General features: G+C 55.2%; 17 protein-coding genes. 10 read left to right on the plus strand and 7 right to left on the minus strand.

Going from position 1 to position 22,592, the window contains the following annotated elements:
* Positions 1–9: 9 nt before the first annotated feature.
* The 8 genes from ACR0AU_RS08290 to ACR0AU_RS08325 all read left to right on the plus strand — a co-directional run bounded on the left by ACR0AU_RS08290 (position 10) and on the right by ACR0AU_RS08325 (position 9,583).
* Positions 10–867 carry an ABC transporter permease gene (locus ACR0AU_RS08290; RefSeq protein ID WP_170732786.1) on the plus strand — a complete coding sequence of 286 codons (858 nt, stop codon included), beginning with the start codon at positions 10–12 and terminating at the stop codon, positions 865–867.
* A complete protein-coding gene (locus ACR0AU_RS08295; RefSeq protein WP_170465722.1) occupies positions 864–1,844 on the plus strand; it encodes an ABC transporter ATP-binding protein in 981 nt (326 codons plus the stop codon). The genes ACR0AU_RS08290 and ACR0AU_RS08295 overlap by 4 nt, the downstream gene beginning before the upstream one ends.
* Positions 1,841–2,785 (plus strand): ABC transporter ATP-binding protein, encoded by a 945-nt coding sequence (locus ACR0AU_RS08300; RefSeq protein ID WP_170407608.1) that lies wholly within the window; start codon positions 1,841–1,843, stop codon positions 2,783–2,785. Before ACR0AU_RS08295 ends, ACR0AU_RS08300 begins: the two co-directional genes overlap by 4 nt.
* Positions 2,786–2,788: 3 nt before the next feature.
* Complete coding sequence (locus tag ACR0AU_RS08305) at positions 2,789–4,432, plus strand: amidohydrolase (protein WP_480591314.1); 1,644 nt, start codon at positions 2,789–2,791, stop codon at positions 4,430–4,432.
* Position 4,433: 1 nt separating this feature from the next.
* Entirely contained in the window at positions 4,434–5,939 is a 1,506-nt protein-coding gene (locus ACR0AU_RS08310; RefSeq protein WP_170732789.1) for a M81 family metallopeptidase, read from the plus strand.
* A 751-nt stretch (positions 5,940–6,690) separates the two neighbouring features.
* Positions 6,691–7,638 (plus strand): hypothetical protein, encoded by a 948-nt coding sequence (locus tag ACR0AU_RS08315; RefSeq protein ID WP_480795535.1) that lies wholly within the window; start codon positions 6,691–6,693, stop codon positions 7,636–7,638.
* On the plus strand, positions 7,628–8,911 hold the full coding sequence (locus tag ACR0AU_RS08320) for a glycosyltransferase family 2 protein (protein ID WP_480795536.1): 1,284 nt from the start codon (positions 7,628–7,630) through the stop codon (positions 8,909–8,911). Before ACR0AU_RS08315 ends, ACR0AU_RS08320 begins: the two co-directional genes overlap by 11 nt.
* Positions 8,912–8,923: 12 nt before the next feature.
* Complete coding sequence (locus ACR0AU_RS08325) at positions 8,924–9,583, plus strand: sulfotransferase (RefSeq protein ID WP_480795537.1); 660 nt, start codon at positions 8,924–8,926, stop codon at positions 9,581–9,583.
* Between the two features lie 289 nt (positions 9,584–9,872).
* Here the strand turns inward: ACR0AU_RS08325 and nadC are convergent, their stop codons facing one another.
* The 5 genes from nadC to ACR0AU_RS08350 form a co-directional block, all read right to left on the minus strand.
* Positions 9,873–10,733: a carboxylating nicotinate-nucleotide diphosphorylase gene (gene nadC, locus ACR0AU_RS08330; protein WP_480795538.1), complete on the minus strand. Its 861-nt coding sequence runs from the start codon at positions 10,731–10,733 to the stop codon at positions 9,873–9,875.
* 3 nt (positions 10,734–10,736) lie between these two features.
* Entirely contained in the window at positions 10,737–12,275 is a 1,539-nt protein-coding gene (locus ACR0AU_RS08335) for an L-aspartate oxidase (RefSeq protein WP_480795539.1), read from the minus strand.
* Positions 12,272–13,243, minus strand: a complete 972-nt coding sequence (gene nadA / locus ACR0AU_RS08340; protein WP_170732793.1) for a quinolinate synthase NadA — start codon at positions 13,241–13,243, stop codon at positions 12,272–12,274. Before nadA ends, ACR0AU_RS08335 begins: the two co-directional genes overlap by 4 nt.
* Positions 13,244–13,320: 77 nt before the next feature.
* On the minus strand, positions 13,321–14,202 hold the full coding sequence (locus ACR0AU_RS08345; protein WP_170561666.1) for an NUDIX hydrolase: 882 nt from the start codon (positions 14,200–14,202) through the stop codon (positions 13,321–13,323).
* 865 nt (positions 14,203–15,067) lie between these two features.
* Positions 15,068–17,131 (minus strand): alkyl/aryl-sulfatase, encoded by a 2,064-nt coding sequence (locus ACR0AU_RS08350; RefSeq protein WP_480795540.1) that lies wholly within the window; start codon positions 17,129–17,131, stop codon positions 15,068–15,070.
* 293 nt (positions 17,132–17,424) lie between these two features.
* On the opposite strand from ACR0AU_RS08350, the gene ACR0AU_RS08355 reads away from it, so the two are divergent.
* The gene (locus ACR0AU_RS08355) at positions 17,425–19,122 is read left to right on the plus strand and encodes a hypothetical protein (RefSeq protein WP_480795541.1); all 1,698 of its coding nucleotides are present in this window, start codon (positions 17,425–17,427) and stop codon (positions 19,120–19,122) included.
* A gap of 564 nt (positions 19,123–19,686) precedes the next feature.
* On the opposite strand, the gene ACR0AU_RS08360 is transcribed toward ACR0AU_RS08355, so the two are convergent.
* Positions 19,687–20,040 carry a hypothetical protein gene (locus ACR0AU_RS08360; protein ID WP_170732796.1) on the minus strand — a complete coding sequence of 118 codons (354 nt, stop codon included), beginning with the start codon at positions 20,038–20,040 and terminating at the stop codon, positions 19,687–19,689.
* Between the two features lie 340 nt (positions 20,041–20,380).
* Positions 20,381–21,598 (minus strand): 3-sulfinopropanoyl-CoA desulfinase, encoded by a 1,218-nt coding sequence (gene acdA / locus ACR0AU_RS08365; RefSeq protein WP_170732797.1) that lies wholly within the window; start codon positions 21,596–21,598, stop codon positions 20,381–20,383.
* 94 nt (positions 21,599–21,692) lie between these two features.
* On the opposite strand from acdA, the gene ACR0AU_RS08370 reads away from it, so the two are divergent.
* Positions 21,693–22,577 carry a LysR family transcriptional regulator gene (locus tag ACR0AU_RS08370; protein WP_480795542.1) on the plus strand — a complete coding sequence of 295 codons (885 nt, stop codon included), beginning with the start codon at positions 21,693–21,695 and terminating at the stop codon, positions 22,575–22,577.
* The last annotated feature ends 15 nt before the right edge of the window (positions 22,578–22,592 follow it).

The following is a 22,592-nucleotide window of genomic DNA, read 5'->3' on the forward strand; positions in this document are numbered from 1 at the left end:
AAAGCCGAAATGGAAAAATCTCGTTCTGAACTTGGTCAGATCATTGTCGGCGTCGCCCGCGACCCTCTGGGTCTGATTGGTTTGGTCATTGTCGGCACCATCGTCTTCTGTGCGATTTTCGCCTATTGGATTGTGCCCTATGATCCTGTGGCCATGGATATCAAAGCCCGGTTGCAAGGCCCGTCTGCCGAGCACCTTCTGGGTACGGACCAACTTGGCCGCGATACGTTTTCCCGCGTGATTGCCGGCGGTCAGGTTGCGTTGAAAGTCGCCTTGCCTGCGGTCTTTGGTGCGATGGTAATTGGCCTAACCTTGGGAATGATTGCGGGGTATGGGCCAAAATGGCTCGACAACCTGTTGATGTTGTTCTTTGACACCATCCGATCCTTCCCAACCGTGATGTTCGCGCTGGCCGTTGTGGCCCTGGTCGGTCCCAGTTTGCAAACGGTTGTGTTCGTGGTGATGGCGACTTCGATCCCAACCTATGGCCGTGTGGCGCGAACGCAGACCCTGACGTTGCGCAATTCCGAGTACATTCTGGCCGAGCGGTCGATGGGGACCAGCATGGCCCGCATCTTGGGTGTGCACATGCTACCAAATATCGTGGGGGTTCTGGCCGTCCTGGCTGCTATGGACATCCCGACGGTAATCGCGCTTGAGGCGGGGCTGTCCTTTCTCGGGCTTGGCGTGAAGCCCCCAACCCCCAGTTGGGGCGCACTTCTGAAGGACGGGTATTCCCTGATCCGACAGACACCTTGGCTGGTGGTGGGCGGCGGTCTGCCGATCATTCTGGCAACCCTGGGCTTTACGTTTTTAGGGGAATCCCTGCGCGACGTGGTTGATCCCAAACTGAGGAAACAGCGATGACCGAAACTCTTCTGGAAATCGAGAACCTCAGCGTCGATTATGAAACGGCACGCGGAGATCTCAAAGCATTGCGGGATATCACCTTTGACATCCGCAAAGGAGAGATCGTGGGTATTGTCGGTGAGTCTGGTTGCGGAAAATCAACCTTGATCTCGTCGATCCTGCGGCTGACCGCACCGAACACGCGGTTCCGGCAAGGCGAAATACGCTTTAAGGGGCAGGATCTGTTGCAAGTGCCTGAACGCAGGATGCGGGATTTGCGCGGGGCCGATATCTCGATCATCTTTCAGGACCCGATGCAGACCCACAATCCGGTTCTGACCATTGGCCAGCAGATGGTCGATATTCAGCACCGGTCCAAGGCTAGTAAGCAGGAAAAACTGGCCAATGCGGCAAAGATGCTGGGGGCTGTCGGTATCCCGGACCCAGAGGCTCGGTTAAAGCAGTTCCCGCATGAGTTCTCGGGCGGGATGCGGCAGCGGATCGCGATTGCCATGGCGTTGATGTCGAAACCCGACCTGCTGATCGCGGATGAGCCGACCACCGCGCTGGACGCCACGCTTGAGGTGCAGATCATCGAACGCCTGCAAGAGCTGCAGCGCGAATTCCATTGCGCCATCCTATTTATCTCGCACCATCTGGGTGTGATCGCGGAACTGTGCGACCGAGTGGTTGTGATGTACGCAGGCGCCGTTGTCGAAAGCGGTGAAGTGCGCGAGATTTTTCACAATCCCAAGCACCCTTACACGCGCCGTCTAATCGACTGTGACCCGGGCCATATCAAGGAACGCGCACGGGTCCTGCCAACCATTCCGGGCGAAGTACCCGATCTGGCCAACCTGCCCGGTGGATGTATCTTCCGCGACCGCTGCGACCAGGCGATGCCGCGCTGTGCAATGGACGTTCCCCCCTTGGATCTTCTGAAAGAAGGGCATCACGCCGCCTGCTGGCTGAACCATGAGGAGGCCGCGACATGAGCCTGCTGAACGTCCACGACCTGCAAACCAGCTATGGCCCTGTCAACGTGCTGGCTGGCGTCAGTTTTGAGGTCGAAGCTGGCGAAACCTATGCTCTTGTCGGCGAGAGCGGCTCGGGCAAGACAACTGTCATCCGTGCGATTGCTGGTCTGGCCCCGGCGCAAGCCGGCTCGGTCGTGTTTGACACGCAGGAGATACGGGGTGCGCCGGAACGGGTCATGCGCCCACTGCGCAAGGACATGGCGATGATGTTTCAGGACCCTGTGGGCAGCTTGTCACCACGCCTGACAATCCGAAGCTTGATCACGGAACCCTATCGCATTCAGGGCATGAAAGATCGCGATCTGGATGCCGAAGCCAAGCGTCTGCTGGAAATGGTGAACCTGCCGGTGCATTTCGCGGACCGCTATCCCTATCAATTGTCCGGTGGCCAGGCACGACGGGTTGGTGTCGCCCGCGCTTTGGCGCTGGAGCCGAAACTGATCCTGGCGGATGAACCAACGGCAGGGCTGGATGTCTCGGTACAGGGTGAGCTGCTGAACCTGCTCAATGACCTGCGGGAACGCCTGGGCCTTGCGATGGTGATCATCACCCACAACCTGAACGTGGTGCGCCACGTGGCAGACCGCATGGGCATTATGTATCTGGGTCGACTGGTCGAGGAAGGCACGACCGAGGCGATCTTCGACGATCCGCGCCACCCCTATACCCGCTGCCTGCTCAGCGCCAACCCCGAGCCGGACCCCGATGCGCGCCTTGAACGGATCGCGCTCAAAGGTGAGCCGCCCAGCCTCTTGCAACGCCCGTCGGGCTGTGAGTTCCGCGAAAGATGCCCGTTTGCCAAAGACATCTGCACACAGACACCGCAATGGGAGGTTGCGGCGGGCCACGGGCTGCGCTGTCTCGCACCCTTGTCGGGTGCGCCTGCTCCGGGTCACTAAAGGATGAGGGAAACACTCTATTTTGGCGGTCCCATCCTGACGATGGACGCCGACAATTCCCGACCCGAGGCGGTGTTGGTGCGGGACGATGTCATCATTGCGGTGGGGGACGAAGCAACGCTGCGGCGGCAGATGTCATCCGATGCGGGTGTATATGACCTAGCTGGCCAGACCCTGATCCCAGCCTTCATCGACTCGCACGGCCACTTCCCAGATCCCGGCTTCATCCAGCTGTTTCGGGTTGATCTTGCATCACCTCCGCGCGGCGCGTGTATGGATATGGCGCAAGCTTTGGAAAAGCTGCGCTGCCGGGCCGAAGAGACGCCTGAGGGCGATTGGGTGATGGGCGTTTTGTTCGACAACACCGCCATTTCAGAAGGCCGCATGCCCTCCCGGGCCGAACTGGATGATGTCTCAACGGCGCATCCAATCTGGGTTCTGCATGCTTCGGGTCACAACGGCGCGGCCAATTCGATGGCGCTGAAGCTGCATGGCGTCAATCGCGACACCCCGGACCCGGCCGGAGGGCGTTATGGCCGCGACCCCGATACCGGCGCCCTGACGGGGCTGGTCGAAGGGCTGTTGGCCATGGGCGAAATGGGCGATACTGATTTTCTGATCGGCCGGGACAGGTTCTGGCAAGGGTTCAACGCCTGCCGTGATGAGTATTTGTCCCACGGAGTAACTTATGCACAGAACGCTTGGGCATCGCAGGTTATGCTCGACCACTTTGCCAGCCTTCGTGCCGATCAGGATCCCGGCATTGATTTGGAATTATTGCCAATTGCCGATCTGGAACCGGCTCTGAGCCAGGGCTGGATCGACGATAACTGGCCCGGCAACCCACATTTTACGCTGGGTGCGCGCAAGCTGTTTACCGATGGCGCATTCCAGTTACAGACTGCCTATCTGTCTGCGCCCTACCACAAGTCGCTGGACCCCGATCACCCCTGTGGCATGATCTATGCCACGCAGGTCGACATGGATTTCGAGGTTCTCCGCCTACACGCTATGGGGTTTCAGATCCACTGCCATTGCAACGGGGATGCCGGGGCCGAGATGTTCATCGATGCGGTGGACAAGGCCTTGTTAGCGCATCCGCGAGACGATCACCGCCATACAATCATCCACGGCCAGGTTCTGCGCGACGATCAACTGGACCGCATGGCGCGGCTTGGAATAACTGTCAGCTTCTTTTCAGCACATGTGCATTTCTGGGGGGACCGACATTACGATACCTTCCTCGGCCCGGAACGCTCTGAACGGATTTCGCCAGCCGCAACTGCGGAACGATACGGTGTACGCTATACGATCCACAATGACGCGTCGGTTACGCCAACGCGGCCAATCCATCTGGCGCATTGCGCGGTGAATCGACTGACTGCGTCCGGCCGGCAACTGGGTGAAAAGGAAAAGATCAGCGTACTGTCTGCGCTTCGGGCACAAACTATCGATGCGGCGTGGCAAGTGTTTAAAGAAGATCAGCGCGGTTCGATTGAGCCCGGAAAACTGGCAGATTTCGCCATCCTTTCTCGCAATCCCCTAGATGATCCTGAACGGCTGCTCGACACATCGATTGTTGCAACCATCCGGCGAGGACAGATTGTGTTTGGCGCCACCAAATCCAGAAAAGAACTGGAATTTTAGAATGACAGCCAAACGCATTGCCATTGCCGGATTTCAACACGAAACCAACTGCTTCGGAGCGACCAAAGCGGGTCTGCCCGAGTTCGAGATGGCAGATTCCTGGCCCGAAATGTTGCATGGCGCGCGTGTCATCGCAGACACCAAAGGCATGAACCTACCCATCGCCGGGTTTTCTTCCGCCGCGAACCAGGCAGGTTTCGAGCTTTTCCCAATCCTGTGGTGTGCGGCAGAACCTAGCGCTCATGTCACGGATCACGCGTTCGAGAAGATATGTACTATGATCTTGGATGGCCTTCGCGGCGCGGGACCGCTGGACGGAGTGTATCTCGACCTGCACGGTGCCATGGTGACTGAAAGCCTTGCCGATGGTGAGGGAGAACTGTTGCGCCGAGTACGTGATCTGGTAGGGCAGGACGTTCCGGTCGTGGCGAGCCTGGACCTGCATGCCAATATCTCTGACCAGATGATCTCGCAGGCGGACTATCTGGCAATTTTCCGCACGTACCCGCACCTCGATATGGGCGAAACCGGCGCGCGATGTGTGCCGGTTCTGCAAAGGCTACTGGCCGGAGAGAAACTGCACAAAGCCTTCCGGCAGGTGCCCTATTTGATCCCATTGCACGCGCAATACACCTGGGCCGCACCGTTTGATGAGATTTATCAGATGCCCACCCAGTTCGAACATACCCATGTCTTTGCAGAAATCGCGCTGGGTTTTACTGCGGCGGATTATCCCGATACTGGTCCGTCCTGCGTTGCCTACGCGACCAGTGCCGCGCAAGCGACCGCCGCAGTAGATCAAATTGTCGACCTTTTTCTGGCCCGAGAACCTGATGTGGACTGCTCTATGTTGTCGTTGGACGAAGCCGTTCTGGCCTGTCGTTCGCATCGCGACAAACCGCTCGTGTTAGCGGATGTACAGGACAACGCAGGCGCAGGCGGCACATCCGATACCACCGGACTTCTGGCCGCTTTGATAGAGGGGGACGCGCAGAAGGTGTTGATGGGTCTCTTCCACGACGCCGAAAGCGCAGAGAAAGCGCATCGTGCAGGCCAAGGCGCAAAACTGAACCTGGCCATCGGCGGAAAATCAGGTCTGCCCGGACACCACCCCGTTGAGGCAAAGTTCGAAGTTCTGGCCATCGGAGATGGCATCTGCCGATACTCAGGTGAGATGTACGGAGGCGGCATCGCGACGCTTGGCAAAACGGCCGCTCTGAGGATGATAGAGTCTGGCGCGAAGATAGACTTGGTCGTCACCAGTGTGCGCAACCAATGCCTAGACCGCGCTCATTTCACCCATATCGGCCTGAATCCCACATCCTATTCAGTGATCTGTGTCAAAAGCACCACACATTTCCGGGCGGATTTCCAACCCATCGCAAGCGACGTGAAAGCCGTTGCCGCTCCAGGCACCTTTCTCTGCGATCTGGACCAGATCCCCTACTACAACATCGCAGGCAAACGCCGCATCGAAACAAGTGGACCCAAAACCAGAAACCATTGATTTCCCACCCGCATCGCAGCTCGCAATCGACATAGCAGGCGCAGAAACTGCATTGAGACCCGGCTCGTGAACTAAGAGATTGGAAACTTCTCGCTTCCCGTTTTGACATTGCCGCGTCATCTTTCGCTTCAAGCCTACAGAATATAGGGCTTACACCGCTTCTGTTCGGCAGAAACCCAAGCCTGTTACGACCAAGCTTTGATAGAGTAACCCTGCGGCAAATCCCGACCCAGCGAACGGAGCTTGCTAGCGCGATTCACGGTTCGAAATCGAGCGGTGAATATGTCTGACTTATATTGGTTGGCTGGCGCACATATAGCGCGTCTTGAGCCCTTATTCCCCAAATCACACGCCAGTCATCTACGCGAGACCCGCGGAGTTACAGACCCAGATTGTGATGATCTGCTAAAACCCGCTTTTTATCGGAATAGTGAACGAAACCGCAACGCTGGGAAATACCATCACACCGGATACCTCCGCTCAAACAATCTGGTCTGAGATCCGGCCTGTTCGGCGTTGGATGTAGACGGCAAGTGTAGCTATCGATAGACAACTTCCACAGGGTCAAACCGAAAACGAGTGCCCGAGGCAACCCAGGCAACAGGAAGAAACTATGAAGCGCTGTGCAATTGTACAATTTGAACCGCGCCATGAAGAAGTCATCCCCAGCTTGGTGGCCGCCTGTAATGCCAACGGGTACCGACCACGAATCTTTCTGCATCGCCGGATCTTAAAGCTGCGCGGAGATATCATGGCCTTGGTCCCGGGATTGGAATTTGATGTTGAGTATGTGCCTATAAGCACGCCGGATTACCGGGCTGCGGATGCACCAAAACATATCAAGTCTACTATGGCTGCAATTGAAGCGGCCGAACATGACTTCGTCCTCATGGCCTCTTTGAGTCGTCCAAAAGCGGCAAGCTGGGCGCATGGAGTGAAAAAGCCATTGATCATGGTCCTGCATAATCTGGATCAGTTCAGCCAGATGGCACCCCTGCGCGAGACGCTTCAGATGCCAAATGCGCGCTACATCAGCCTGAGTGCACATGTCACGGCTGAATGGATCAGCCGGGTGGGCAAAGCCCATATGGACAGGATCGCGACGTTGGAGCCGTTTTATTGGATCGATGATCCGGAACCAAAGTTGGGCCAGCCGCGTCAGGTCGTGATCCCCGGCAACGTTAACATGCGGACACGTGATTACCCTGGCCTGCTGGATCTTCTTGGCAATCGACCGGACGCCTTTCAGAATCTGCAGTTCATTCTGCCGTCAGGAGGCGGAGATCGCGCCAAGGTTGAAAGTGAGATCCAGGACCGAAAGCTTGACGCGCGTTTTACGTGCGTGCCTTTGGACGACAGCGGGCAGGTGGGGCATGCCGCGTATTTTAACGCACTGGCGGGCGCTCAGGTGATACATCCGCTCATGCCATTTGACTATGAACAATATCAACGGATCAAGATCACATCTGCCCTGTCCTCTTCGGGTGGATTCTGTGTGCCGATCGTCATGGACCGCTGGTCAGAGGCCTGTTACCGACCACCAATGCTGATTGCTGACAATGGGTTAGAGGCAAGCCTGACCCGCATTTCAGAGGCGAGTGATGCAGAACTCAGCGATCTGCAGGTAGCTCTGAAGTCTTACCGCCGATCTGCACTTGAAAACGGAGCCGTCGGGCTACGACGGCTAATTGAACAATAAGTGCCTCTATCCGGTTCACTCTCAGCCTTTTAGATCCACCTACCACCGAGTTGGAAATCACCCAAGTTGGCAACATGATGCCGCGCTGTACTTTTTTCGTTCCTACGCGAAATTCGCAGTTCAGAACATCTGCAAAACCGTTATTCTCAATGAGCACCACATGACATGCGGTCTGGCGGATCACCAGACTGAAGCGTCGGATCAAAGGAATAGAATGACACGAAAGCTAGCGATCCTGACGGTCAAAGATGAAGGCGCGTTCCTGTTGGAATGGCTCGCCCATCATCAGATGGTTGGTTTCACTGATTTTCTGATCTTCTCAAATGATTGCGCGGATGGCACCGATCTGATGTTGCACCGACTCGAAGAGATGGGGCAAATCACTCATGTCAGCCATGAAGCCAAGCCTGATAAGAGCGTACAGTGGCAGGCTATGAAACAAGCCGCCAAACATCCTCTATTGAAAGAAGCAGACTGGATACTGGCGCTCGATATTGATGAGTTTGTAAATATCCATATTGGCGACGGCTCATTAAACGCGCTCATCCATAGCCTACCCGAGGCGGATGCGATCACGCTCACCTGGCGGCTATTCGGAAATGCAGGGATCGTTTATTTTGAAGATGCGCCGGTGACCGAACAGTTCACTTCCTGCGCCCCCAAACCCATCCTTTGGCCCTGGCGCGCCTCAATGTTCAAAACGCTTTATCGCAACAACGGGATTTACCATAAACCAGGCATTCATCGGCCAATTTCGCCTGATCAGACCCGCGTGGATGAGGCGCGCTGGTATGATGGATCAGGCCGTTTGCTTGGTGGCGATCATCGCCGCCAGCGGGTATTTTCCAACTATACGCAAGATACGACCATGAGGGTTCAGCTTAACCATTATGCTTTGGGCGCGATGGACTCCTTTCTGCTCAAACGTGCGCGTGGACGTGGGGTGCATTTCAAAGAGAAAATCGGCATGGATTATTGGGTCGATTACAACTTTAACAGCGATCAGGACGTCTCTATTTCCCGCTACCAATCGGCACGGGCTGCTCGGGTTACCGAGCTAAAATCAGATGCCACACTGAAGAAGCTACATGACAAGGCCTGCGAATGGCGGCACAAGCGATTTAAGGAACTTTTGGAGTCAGAACCTGAACGCGCGTTTTTTGCTCGCCTGATGATGGCTGGCCAAACCACACCTCTGACGGAGCATACGGCCCGTCAGCTTATTTCAGTTGCCATGCGCGCGAACCAGAAAGCCGCCGCAGAGTCCGAGTAGGAGCCTTCCTTCGTGCCGCAATCATCAAAAACCCATCCTGAATATCTGTCTACTCGTGCAGGCCGTACGCGGCGGATATTTCAGGTCGGTTTCAACAAGTGCGGCACAAGGTCGATTTCCGCCTTTCTAGATAACAACGGCATTCCGACGGTTCACTTCAAGCGTGGCAATCTGGCCCGCTCGCTCGCTAACAATCTTAAGTATGGCTATGCGCCGCTCAATGGCATTGACCGTTGGGTCGGCTACACCGACATGCAGATGGTGAGCGGCTCACGCGTGATTGAAGGTTGCCGTTATTTTCGTCAACTCGCGGCATATTATCCCAATTCCTATTTCATATTGAACACTCGAGACAAAGACAGGTGGATCGCAAGTCGCCGAAACCATGGCAATGGGTTTTATGCCGAGCGTTATCGTAAGGGTATGAATTTCGAGTCGGTTGATCAGGTAATTGATCATTGGTCAGAAGAATGGGACCGGCATCATCAGGAGGTGCCCGATTTTTTTAAGGACCAACCGGATAAATTATTGATATATAATATAGAAACAGACAGCCCTGACCAGATGTCCGAGTTCCTTGCGCCTGATTTTGAGACTGATCCGACTTTCTTCGGCCATGAGGGTAAAACGTCCGGAGGCAATGACGCCGACGATGCGGTTTCTCCGAATTGAGATGTCATGGCCTGCTTATTTAAGCAGCATAAGAAATCGAGTGTGGGCGAGAACGAAAGGTTCGGTCGCCAACTCTCTGACGAATGAATGCGACTTAAAACTTGCCCAGCTTAGCTGGCTAACGGAGTGACAAGACTGAACAGGCAGGCTGCGCCGCCGCGCACCTTTTGATTGCCTTGATTCCTAAGGTGCGCGCGATGCTCTTGCCGTTGGCAATCTTTTGGAAAGGCCGTTGATTTCGACAATTTGGGCAATGAGCGTCGTAACTGTTGGTTTACTCTTGGTGCTGTTAGAGCACAAAATCCAGACCAATATCGAGGCAGTGTGCACTGTGGGTGATCCAGCCCATAGAAATCAAATCAACACCGGTGTTCGCCACAGCCCGCACATTATCTGGGGTTATCCCGCCTGAAGCTTCGGCAATGGCTTGACCATCAATCATGCCTATAGCTTCGCTTAAGGTTCTTGGATCCATGTTATCTAGAAGCACCGCATCAACACCGATTTTCAGTGCTTCGGCCAACTGCTCCAGCGTGTCGACCTCGATCTCGATCTTGACCATATGACCGACTGTCTCTTTGGCCCGAGTCAAGGCTGGGCGGACACCCCCGGCTATGGCGATGTGGTTGTCCTTGATCAGCACCGCGTCACTTAGGGAGTAGCGATGGTTCATGCCGCCGCCTGATCGCACAGCGTATTTCTCTAACGCCCGCAAACCGGGCGTTGTTTTTCGGGTACAGACGATGGCAGCACGCGTGCCTTCGACGCGGCGAACCATATCGGCAGTCACACTTGCAATACCCGATAGATGACCCAAGAAGTTGAGCGCCGTACGTTCGGCAATCAGCAGACTGCGCGACGGCCCTTTGAAAGTGGCGATCACTGCGCCGGGCGCAACTGTCCCACCATCCTCGACATGGCGGATTACTTTGATCGCCGGATCTATCAGCTCACAAGCCAATTCAGCACAATCCAGACCGGAAATACATCCGGATTGACGCGCGCAAGCCACAACTTCGGAAACATGATCCGAAGGAATAACAGCCGAAGAGGTGACATCTCCGGCGAGGCCCAAATCTTCATCAAGTGCGCGGCGGATCACCGGCTCCAGCATCGTTCGGGGCAACGGGGCTAGGGGCATGATAGTCATTTCTCAAGCAGTCCTCAAAAAGGGTTCCTGACTGGTCAAACTCGCATGAGCAAGTACTTCGGTCAGAGTCATCAAAAGAGATTGCGCGTTCGCCTCAGGATTGGGGAAGTCACTTCGGTAATGTCCGCCCCGCGATTCACGGCGCAGATCGGCAAAGACCGCGATCGAAAGCGCGACTAGTGCCGGGTCAGAAGCGCAGGCAGCGGTTTCGACCAACGGAGACAACTTTGAAATGACTTGACGCAATCCCACCTCGTCGCGGATCAAACCCAGAAATTTTGTAGCCAAAGGCCGGACAGAGCTAGGGTCAGAACGAGGCAGAGCGGTAACTGTAGGAACAAATGACAGGTTTCTCATTTCTGCCTTGGCAACATCATTTGCGGCGCGGCATCCCATCACCACCGCCTCCAGCAGTGAATTGCTAGCAAGGCGATTGGCACCATGCAGGCCAGTGGCCGCGCATTCACCTATGGCCCAAAGGCCTGACAGAGTGCTTCTTCCATGCTCATCAACGGCGATACCGCCCATGTGGTAATGCGCAGCCGGAAGTATCGGTATGGGATCGCGCGCCGGATCAATTCCGCTTGCTGCGCACAATGCATGGATGCCAGGGAACCGCTGGACAAATTCGGCACCAAGCGCGGCACGAGCATCAAGAAACACTCGCCCACCTTCCAATATGACCTGATGCACGGCACGAGCCACCACGTCGCGCGGGGCCAGTTCAGCCCCCGGAATATGCGACATGAAGCGCTTGCCGGTTTGGTCAATCAGAATTGCGCCTTCGCCCCGGACGGCTTCACTGACCAATGCCAGTGGTGTCTGCTTGGCATCCAGCGCTGTGGGATGAAACTGGACAAATTCCATATCGCGCAACGCTGCCCCGGCGCGGGCGGCCATCATGACACCCTGGCCGAAATTACCTGAAGGGTTGGTGCTGACACCAAACAGACCGCCGCAACCGCCTGTCGCCATAACGACCTGAGATGTGCGCAATACCTCTGCTTGGGCATCTTTTTGCAGATGAACGCCTGTGACGTGTCCGTCTAGCGTCAACACCCGTCGGGCTTCGACTCCGGTCAAGCAAGTGATCGACTGGCATTGCAACACGGCACTCGCAAGGGCCGATGTGATTTCGGCTCCGGTGCGGTCGCCGCCTGCATGCAGTATGCGGCGGCGGGAATGCGCGGCCTCGCGCCCCAAGGCATATGTGCCGTCGGCGGTTCTATCGAAACGAACGCCATGTTTCTCTAAACCAGTGATCGCCTTTTGCGCTTCGCAGAGAATGGCCGACGCCAGGGTTTCGTCGCACAGCCCGTCGCCCGCTCGCAAAGTATCGGCCAAGTGTTGCGCAGGATCACCATCCGCGCCTAGTTCGGCGGCAATCCCTCCTTGAGCCCAAGCGCTGGAACATTCCTGGCCCAGCCCTGCACGGGTGATTAGTACTACGGGTTGTGGAGCCAGTTCCAGCGCAGCCGTCAGCCCGGCGATGCCGCCACCGATGATGGCAGTTCGACCATGAAGCCCTTCGAGCCCGATCATTTCACTGCCAGCATCCGTTCCACCGCGCGGCGCGCATCTTCTGCGATGGCCGGATCGACGGTGACCTCGTGATGGCCAAGTTCCAATGCGTTGCGAATGTTGCGCAGACTAATGCGCTTCATATGTGGACACAGGTTACAGGGGCGCACGAATTCCACCTCAGGATGGTTCAGCGCCACGTTGTCGCTCATCGAGCATTCGGTCAACAGGCAAACCCGCGTCGGTTTTTTGTCGCTGACGAAATCCGACATGACTGCGGTAGAGCCAGAAAAATCTGCTTCGGCAACCACTTCGGGCGGGCACTCAGGATGGGCCAGGACCGTAACACCCGGCCACGCTTCGCGCATTTCACGTATATCGGCTGGAGTAAACAATTCGTGCACCTCGCAATGTCCATGCCATGCGATCAATTCGACATCGGTCTCTTTGGCGACGTTCTTGGCGAGATACTCGTCCGGGATCATCAACACGCGCGACACCCCGAGGGATTCCACCACCTTTACTGCGTTGCCCGACGTGCAGCAGATATCCGATGCCGCCTTCACCGCTGCCGAAGTGTTTACATATGTGATCACCGGAACGTCGGGATGGGCTTCGCGCAAAAGCGCAATATCCTCGGGTGTGATGGAATCCGCCAGTGAACACCCCGCCCCCAAATCTGGGATCAGCACTGTCTTATCCGGATTCAGCAGCTTGGCAGTTTCCGCCATAAAATGCACACCAGCCAACACAATTACATCGGCATTAACCTCGACAGCTTCTCGCGCAAGCGCAAGGCTGTCGCCCACGATATCGGCAACTCCATGGAAGATCTCCGGCGTTTGGTAATTGTGGGCGAGGATGACCGCATTCCTCTCACGCTTGAGATCAAGGATGGCTTCCAGATCATCTTCAAACAGCATCCATTCGGGTTGCGGGATGATCTGCTTTACCCGGTCGTAGAGGTCTGGAAGGCGAAAATCTTTCATTGGCTTCTCCATTTATACTCGAATCGAGTATATTGAGGTCATGCTTATTCTCGATTCGAGATTATGTCAAGCGAGGTTCAGGACCGGGAGAGAGGTAATCTGACGCCCGACAGCATGCGAGCCTCTAGAATGGCCGGCCGATATCGGAACAGGCGTGCCGGACGACCACCGGTGCCGCTGGACATTTCGCCGGTATCTTCAATCAATTCCTGCTGATCAATCTGGCGGCGAAAATTGGGTTTGTGCAGGTGTAGACCAGACAGCGCTTCAACTGTGCGCTGTAACTGCAGCAAGGTGAAGCTTTCGGGCATGAGCTCGAACACAACCGGAGAGTATTTTATCTTGGCCCGCAAGCGAGATATGCCGGTGGCGAGAATGCGACGGTTGTCCGCTTCCATGTGACGACCGAATTCAGGAGTGTCAACAAGCCCTGCTTCGTACATAAGCTCATAACGTTGCAAAACCAGCTCTTCGTTCCAGGTCTTCCCATTCAGACCAAACAGATAGTCCACACGCTGCAGTTTTAGCGGATCACTCCCTGCCCAAGCTGAGATACGTTTGATAATTTGTGGTAGTTCTTCGGGGCTGCGATCGCGATGATCCTCCCATGGGAAGTATTGATACCAGCTACGCCATGCCGGACGTCCAGCACCAGTAGTATCCTGCTCCCGCACCAGACCGAGATAGCTGATCGAGATACGCTGAGAGTTGTCGGCATAACCCGAGCGTGGATCGCGATCCTTGTCTGCAAAGGTGTAAAGCTGTTCAAGATATCCCACCGGATGGCCGGTCTGCGCCTCAATCCAGGCCCGCAAGCCGCTTTGCAAGCTGCGGTGTGAAGATTCGAACGGTCCCGAAGGTAGCGCGTTACCGCCACGCAAGGTCATGACACGCGGCTGATCATCAGTCACGGCGATTAGGATTGCGATCAGTTCGGCAGGGGCTAGTCCACTTGGCAAGGAATTTCCTGTTTGTAGAATGTCGCGAAGCGTTGGTTAGAATGTGCGTTCTAACCCAAATTTAGTACCTTGGCTTGAAGAAAAATACAGTGTGACGGGTGCTTCTTCAGAGAACAAGCATTTCTGGCCCAGTTAATCGTCCCACTGTTCTAACATCAGGTTACTACTTTCGGTCCAATGAACCTGAAATACAGTTTCGTCTCACGACTTGAGAAGTGTCGCAAGATATGGGTTCGGGCTGACCAAACAGCCCGTTGAGGTATTCGTTTCGCTAAAGTAGTTCTCAGAACGGTCTTACGTATGATCTTTTTGAAGGCTGCCGTTTCCGCAAAGACATTAATGATTACACTAAATACTTCGATTTGCGACACACAGTGTCTTATCGAAATTTGGAAGCGATCATAGCATTTCGCAGCTAAGGTCTGACCACTTCACATTCGACAGTTGGGTTGTGAAGCTTCCTCCAGTTCGAAGATACCCATCCGACCCGCGGCGCTAAGCAGCCAGTTCTTTGAATCGTTGTACGGGACGGGGTCCAGGAGTGAATTGAAATCTACGGATCGGGACCTCTAGGTAGTTTGATATCTTGGCTGATGTTCACAAATTGCAAGTTTCAGAACAACCCAGTTTGATTTTTGCGTCATGCGCTTTGACTTTCTTAGGCTGAAGATTCTGATCCCGCATTGACACCACGGATGAAAGAGTCCGCGCACGGCGGTAACAATCCAGCAGTCGTTCGGACGGGGCATTCTGCTGCTCCGATACCAGCACTACTGGTCGAAAACTTCTCCCGGTCCAATAGTCAGAAAGAGAGAGGCCCAGGGCAGCAAAACCCTGAGCCAGCTTTCAATCGGACGGTCCCGCCTCAGCCGCCACTCGAGTTTGCTAACCCGGGCTGGGCAAAATCATTGGCGGGTGGTGTCAAATCCTGCGCACCGGTGCCGGGCATCAACTCGAAACCCAAATCGAATTGATCCAGGGTCGAAGCCAGTTGCGCTACGATCTCGGCGTTGCCCTCAGACTGCGCGGTGCCATCAGCGAGCATCTCGGTCAATCTGCGCTCACCGGTCATGACCTTTTCCAAGTCCGTGCGGCTCAGACTGATCGAAAGATCGGCGTCTTCCGCCACCTGATCGACGATATGAGTCAGAGTGGCATTGCTCATCTCGACAACGATGTTCTCGTCCCGGTCGGGGATCGACAGGTTGATGGTGAACTCCATATCGGCGGCTTTGGCGCTATTGACGCGAATGGCCAGAAAGTCGAGCCACATCGTGGTCTGCATCGCCTTGATCGTATCGGGACCGGTGGTCTCGATGGTAGCGCCCTGCGGAATACCGTTGCGCAGTTCGAACGCCGCACCAAGGAACGAGTTGCGGACCGAAGGGCTTTCCTTCTGATACCCGATCTGCTCGAACGCGTCGGCCAACAGGTCCTTGGCGGCCTGGTTCTGTGGCTCGGCGTAGACCAGTTTGTTCAGAATCTCGGTCGCTTCAAGGTATTTGCCGGTGTTCACCAGTTCCTGCCCTTTTGTCAGGATCGGTTCGGCACCGCCCATCATCTCGACAAACAGCGGCGCGCTGTCTTCTGGCGACAGGGGTGTCAGCGTGGTGGGGTTGGCATCCCAGTAGCCCAGATAACGGTTTATCACCGCCCGGCTGTTATGCTCGACCGAGCCATGATAGCTGCGCGCGGCCCATTGCTGCTGCAGGCTTTCCGGCACGTCATAGACGTTGTGAATCTGATTAATGGTCACGCCTTTGTTGGCCAGATTCAGTACCCCGTTGTTAAGATTGGCGTAAGTGTCACGCTGCGCACGCATCACTTCCTGAATGCGCTCATTTCCGTAACGGGGCCAAGAGTGAGAGGCGAACATCAACTCGGCATCCTGCCCAAACTTGTACAGCGCGTCATTGACATGCTTGGACCAGCTCAGCGCATCGCGCACCAGTGCGCCACGCAAGGTATAGATGTTGTGAATTGTGCCAGTGATGTTTTCCGCCGCCCAGAATGCCTTGAGGTCGGGGAAATAGGTATTCATCTCAGCAGGTGCTTCAGTACCCGGTGTATTCTGGAAGATCATACGCACGCCGTCTACGATGATCTCTTCATACGCGTCCGAGACATAGCGGGTCGGTTCGATCAGGCCCGTGGTGCCAGCCGAGATGTTCTTGCCGATGGACTGATCCACATGACCGAACGGGCTGCGTGGCAGCAATACGCCGTATTGGAAAAACAGACGGCGGTTCATCACGTTGCCCGCATAGACGTTTTCGGAAACCGCATGTTCCATGAAACCTTCGGGCGCGATCACCTCCACGCCGTTTGCCACGTCCTCATCGGTGATCACCCCGCGCACACCGCCATAATGGTCGGCGTGGGAATGCGAATAGACAACCGCCTTGACAGGAAGTTCGCCCACGGTGTCGTTCAGCAGCTTCAGCGCTGCAGCGGCAGTTTCCTTGGAGGCCAGCGGGTCAAAGATGATCCAGCCGGTATCGCCACGAATAAAAGTGATGTTGGACAGATCGAAGCCACGCACCTGATAGATGCTGTCGTCGAGAATCTCGTACAGGCCGAAATTCATGTTCAGGATCGCCTGACGCTGCAACGACGGGTGGATCGAGTCGAACTCTTTGCCCTCGAGCAGATAGTCATAGCTGCCGATGTCCCAGGCGACGGTGCCATCCTCGGTTTTGATCTGGCGGTATTCTGGAACCGCAATTAGCCCCTTGCGGCTTTCTTCAAAGTCACGCTCGTCATCGAACGGCAGGTTATTGCGTTGGGTTTGCTGGAATTCGATCGTGTAATCCGAGGGCAGCTTGCCCTTCGGGTCAAAGTGCTGAGGACTACCATCCTGCGCGACGGCAAGACCTGAGGTCAGCGTCAAAAGGGTGACGGTCAAGAGTAAGGTGGTTCGGCGTGGCATATATAATCGGTTCCTATCATGAACGCTTCAAAAGAGATCGCAGCGCAGGAGGTCTGACGGGACGAACCACGAGGTTGAAATTCGTCCCGCCGGTGCATTGACCTCCAGAAGTGCCGAGATGCGCGATCTTTTGGAAGCCGGGTGCCTGCCTGTACGACCAGCAGTGCGGCCCTCTTATCCGCAGAATTTTTCCCGAGAAGTGCAAACATGTTGCCACCTGTCGAAAAACACATGTATCAACGAGGCCAACATAATGGTTTTCCTTGGTTTTCCCGAGGCAGAGGGATATTGAAGTGGATACTACCGAGCGCGAAATTCGGGTACAGATGCAACGTATCCTGCATCATCCGGATTTCACCGCTAGCCCCAAACGCCGCGCATTTCTGAACTATATCATCGAGGAATATCTGGCCGGTCGTTCAGATCAGATCAAAGGCGTGTCGATTGCCATGTCCGTCTTTGACCGCGACGAAAGCTTCGACCAGCAGGTCGATCCGATTGTCCGACTTGAGGCGCGGCGACTAAGGCAGGACATTGACACCTACTATGCCGGGCCCGGCCGGGGCGATCCGATACGTCTCATCATACCCAAAGGAGGATACGCGCCGCGGTTCGAAAAATCTTCACTGCTCGGCCCTGTTCCGGCACCTGCTGACGCCCGGCCCAATGCCGGGCTCAGGAGGCGACGACGCGCTGGGATTGGACTGGCTGTCGCCTTTGGCCTGGCATTGTTTGGGCTGATCTGGGGATTGACCCGTTCAGGGACGCCTGAGGAACAGGCAAATCACAGCTTGCCCAAAGGGCCCGTCGTGGCTGTACTGCCCTTTGAAACTCTGGGAGAGGGCCCCGAGTACCTCGCCGATGGTCTTACCCGGCAGTTGACGACCGAGTTGATCCGGTTCCGGGACATCTGGGTCTTGCCCCTTGGCAGCACACTGCATTCTGGTGAAACCGAGATTGATACGACGAGCTTGCGTACAGAATTCAACGCCGATTTCGCGCTGGAAGGCAATGTGATGGACAGGGGCGACACCTTGCGCCTGTCCGCACGCCTCATTGATCTGAAAGACCGAAGATATATCTGGTCGCAAAGCTATGAAGTCAGCAATACCTCCGAGGAAATCTATGCGGTACAGGACAGCATTATCCGAGATGTAATGGGTAAACTGGCCGGGAAATACGGGCTACTGACGCTTGGCGCGATGCGAGATGCCGATAGAATTCCACCCAACAATCGCGATGCTTATGACTGTGTGCTTGGTTATTACAGCTATCAGGTAACCATCAATCTGGATCGCCATGCCGAAATCAAATCCTGCATCCTGAACGCGCTTGAGAAGGCTCCGGATTATGCCGAGGCCTGGGCGGTGCTGTCGAACCTGTATCTGCAACAGATACGTTTTGGGCTGGGCGGAAATCGCGAACAGATTCTGGCCGCAGCCGATGCCGCAGCACGCCGGGCGGTCGAGATCGACCCAAATCTGGCGGCGGGACATCTGATGATGGCCAATATGCGGTTCGTGCTCGGTGATTTTGCCGGGTTCCGCGAGGCCGGGCAACGGGCGATTGACCTGAATCCGAATGACACCGACATTCTGGCCCATTACGGGATGCGTCTGGCGTTCAGTGGCGAATGGGACAAAGGACTTGCTATTGTAGACCGGGCAATCGCTCTGAACCCTGTGCATCCTCAGTGGTATCTGTTTCCGCGGGTTTTTTACGAGTTCGACCAGGGCGACTATGCAGCGGCGCTGGCACAATTGGAACAAATCGATATGCCAGGTTTCTTCTGGACCCATCTATGGCAGGCCGCGCTACACAGCAAACTGGGAAATGGGGAACAGGCCCAGGCGGCCCTACGCAGCTTGTTGGTTCTACGCCCAGATTTTTCATCTGTTGCATCGGATATACTTGCCATTTGGCAACTTGACGCCACTTTTAAGGAGAACCTGTTGGCCAGCCTTCACAAGGCTGGTTTGTCAGATTCTTGACCGGCTTATCCAGTTTCCGCACACCTATTCATCGGTGGGTTTCACAGTTATCTGGAATCGCATCACCCTTGTACGCAGCAATAAGTAAACCACGTCAGATGGCTGACTTTATATCATCAGATCGTCGTTCATTTTCTAGCTTTCACGCAAGCGGGCCAACGGTCGCTGCCGGTCCATGTCTGGAATGGTTTGTCAGAGTTGGCACATTTTGGGGACGGCCTTTTACGTAGTTTCGGCATTGCAAAACACTTTGCTCATCGGTGCTAAACATGCGGAAGTTGATCACCTGTAGCCTGAAAGAAGCGCGCTTCTGGGTGGGATATGTCAATTCGATGCGCCAACATGCAAGGCAATCGAAACGCGTCTTTGGAAGATCTGCGCGACACTGTTCACCCACCCAATCAGGCCGGTTTCTTTAACTGTTACAACTGAAACGTTTATTCGGCATTAGAGCACTCCTTCTCTGGTCAGAATTTACCCCAAATTACGAATTCTGTTCGGACCCTTTTCTGAGTCACGGCCAAGGCCCCGTTCGATAAACCACTGAGTAATCTGCAGCCATTACTAGCCCACCACACCGTGACCACGCACCTGCATGCAGTTCACAAGCACATGACGCCGCGCCATTTCGTCATTGTACTGGCCGCGCACAGATCCGACTATGCCACCTGCGATCGCACCTCCGATGACATCTTCCTTCTCGCCAACAACCCAACCAGTAACCGCGCCATCAATAGCGCCGAACGTAGCATCTATTTTACGCTGCCCAGGATTGAAACTCGCGGCCATCAATCGGCATTCAGCCTCATCTGTGTAGAAGGTCGCATTCCTGGTTCCGTCAACCATCAGTGGCTTCTGCATCGGGTACTGAGTGCATGCGGTAAGACTGATGAGAGCAACAAAAATGAACTTTTTCATCGCAGCTTTCCTTTCGGGAATCGAAGTAATTGCTTGGCGTACGCGCTAAACTTGCCTGCCTAGGCAAATCTCATTTAGGAAGTTTACGATTGTCGAAAAATAGCCCAGCCATTTTAAGCAGCGTAAAATTGCATTTGTTTCGCTGGCTCGGTCGCAAACTTCTCTGGCGCATGAATACAGCGACTTTCTTGCGCAGCTAAGTTGGCTAACTAGGCAACTAGCTTAACGCGAAAAAACCGTCGGCCGAGCATGCCGCAGGCGTGACGGCACGCAGCCGCGTAGGGCTGCGGCACAAGAAAGTCGGCGGCCCGAAAGTCTTTTTCAATTTTTACAGGGTCTTCTATTCAGCCGCGTAACGCTCCATGTCGGCAAGGCGCGTATATCCGTCCCGCGTCTGTGGTGTTTTAATGCCTAGAATATTTCCGGCGATTTGGGTCCGGAGAATCTGTGCGGTCCCGCCGCCGATAGTGAACATGCGCACATCGCGATACATCCGCTCCAGAGGTTCACGATCGCTGTAGCCGCGCGCGCCGAACATCTGCAGCGCATCGCTGACCACCTTAATAGCCATCTCGGACGCAAAAAGCTTGGCGCGGGCGGCCATGGTCATATCGGGATACTGACTGCCGTTTGGGCCACGCGATCGTGCCGCTTCATGGAGCAGCAGCCTAGCTGCATGAACTTTCGTGTCCATATCGGCCAGCATCCATTGAAGCCCCTGGAATTCTGCAAGCGGGCGCCCGAATTGTTCACGTTGAACGAGGTAGCGTTTTGCATGTTCAAGTGCCCCTGCCGCAACACCCATAGCAACTGCTCCCGCACCGACGCGTTGCGAATTGTAAGCGTTCATCAGGTCGGCAAAGCCACGCTTCAATCCTGAAGGCGGTTTGACCAGCCATTTCTCGTTGATCTCGATATTTTCGAACCGCAATTCTGCTTCGGGCATACCGCAAAGGCCCATCGTGTATTCGCGACCCACCACGGTGAACCCCTTGGGCGTATCACCTGACATCGGATCGGCAAACAGAATGAAACCGCCAATCCCCTGATCGACGCCTGCCTCATCGAGCACGCGGGCAAAGATCAGGTGCAGCTTCGAGACCCCTCCACCAGTGATCCAATGCTTGGACCCGTTGAGGATGTATGTGCGACCCTGTTTCCGCGCGGTAGTCTGCAATTCGGTCGCGGCACTTCCCGAGTCTGGTTCGGTTATGCAGATCGCGGGCTTATCTCCTGCCAGGACATGCTGAGCACAAAAAGCCTTCTGCTCATCATTGCCGTACCCCATGACCGCACTGATGCCGCCCATGTTGCTCTCGACAACGATGCGGGCGGTCAGGGTGCAGGCTTTCGCGATCTCTTCGACCACCATGGTGACATCCAGAAAACTCGCGCCCTGCCCACCATATTTCTTTGGAATGGTCATACCCATGATGCCAGCATCGGCCAATTCACCAACATTCAGCCAGCAATACCTGCGCGATCTGTCCCAATCTGCGGCACGTTTCTCAAATTCTGGGGCCAGTTCTTTCGCAACGTTCACAAGCGGATGCGGCATGCGTGTCCCTCGTCTCTGTTTTTAACAGAATACGCTTGCAGTAATACAACACAATCGAATAAAATTGGATATCTAATCCAATATACCTTAAGTTATGCAGACACGTTCTCTCAGAACCCTCATACGGGTCTCGAATGTCGGCTCCTTTGCGAAAGCGGCCGAGCAGCAAAACATGACATTGTCTGCACTTTCAATGCAGATGAAGGCGCTTGAGGTGGAGCTTGGCGTCGACCTCTTTGACCGCACCGTACGACCACCGCGACTTACGCCAATCGGCCGGAGCGTCGTCGAGGCATCGATCCCGCTCCTGCAGCACGAAGACAGCCTTCTCAAAATCTGTCGCCCGACGGACACGCTTGTTGGGCATTTCCGAATAGGATTTGTCACAACTGCTGCCGTTCGCTTGCTGCCGAACTTCCTGAACAACGCAAAACGTCAAGCACCGCAAGCGACCTTCTCATTCGAAACCGGCCTGTCCAAGGTTCTACAAGAAAAGGTTGTAAGCGGTCAGCTTGATGCCGCCCTTCTTACAGATGCAGAAGGTGTTCCCGACACGCTTGCGGAAAAGGTGCTTCGAGAGGAACCCTTTGCCTTTGCAGCCCATGAGAAATTGCTGAAAGACGGCCTCGCGGGTTTATTGAATGCGCAGCCCTTCTTTCACTTTATGCCCGACACCGGGATCGGAAAACTCATTGCTGGAGAGATGCTTAAGCACAAAAGACCAAAGGGTTCCGAAACCATTGTCCTTGATAACCTTGAAGCGATTATGGAGTGTGTTTCGGCAGGGTTGGGTTTTACGCTTCTGCCTGTCCCCGATGTTTTGCGGTATCGGTCTGACTACGTCAAAAGTATTTGTCTCCCACAATCGTCGGCTCGGAAACTTGTTCTTGCGACCGTGGGCAAGGGCGCGCTGGCTGGAAGTGAGGCGATGCTTGCCGCGCTATTTTCGACAGGCGAGGCCGTCGCTGCGAGCGAATAAGAAACACCTTTCCTG

The sequence above is a fragment of the Ruegeria sp. CG1 genome (genome assembly GCF_056537265.1).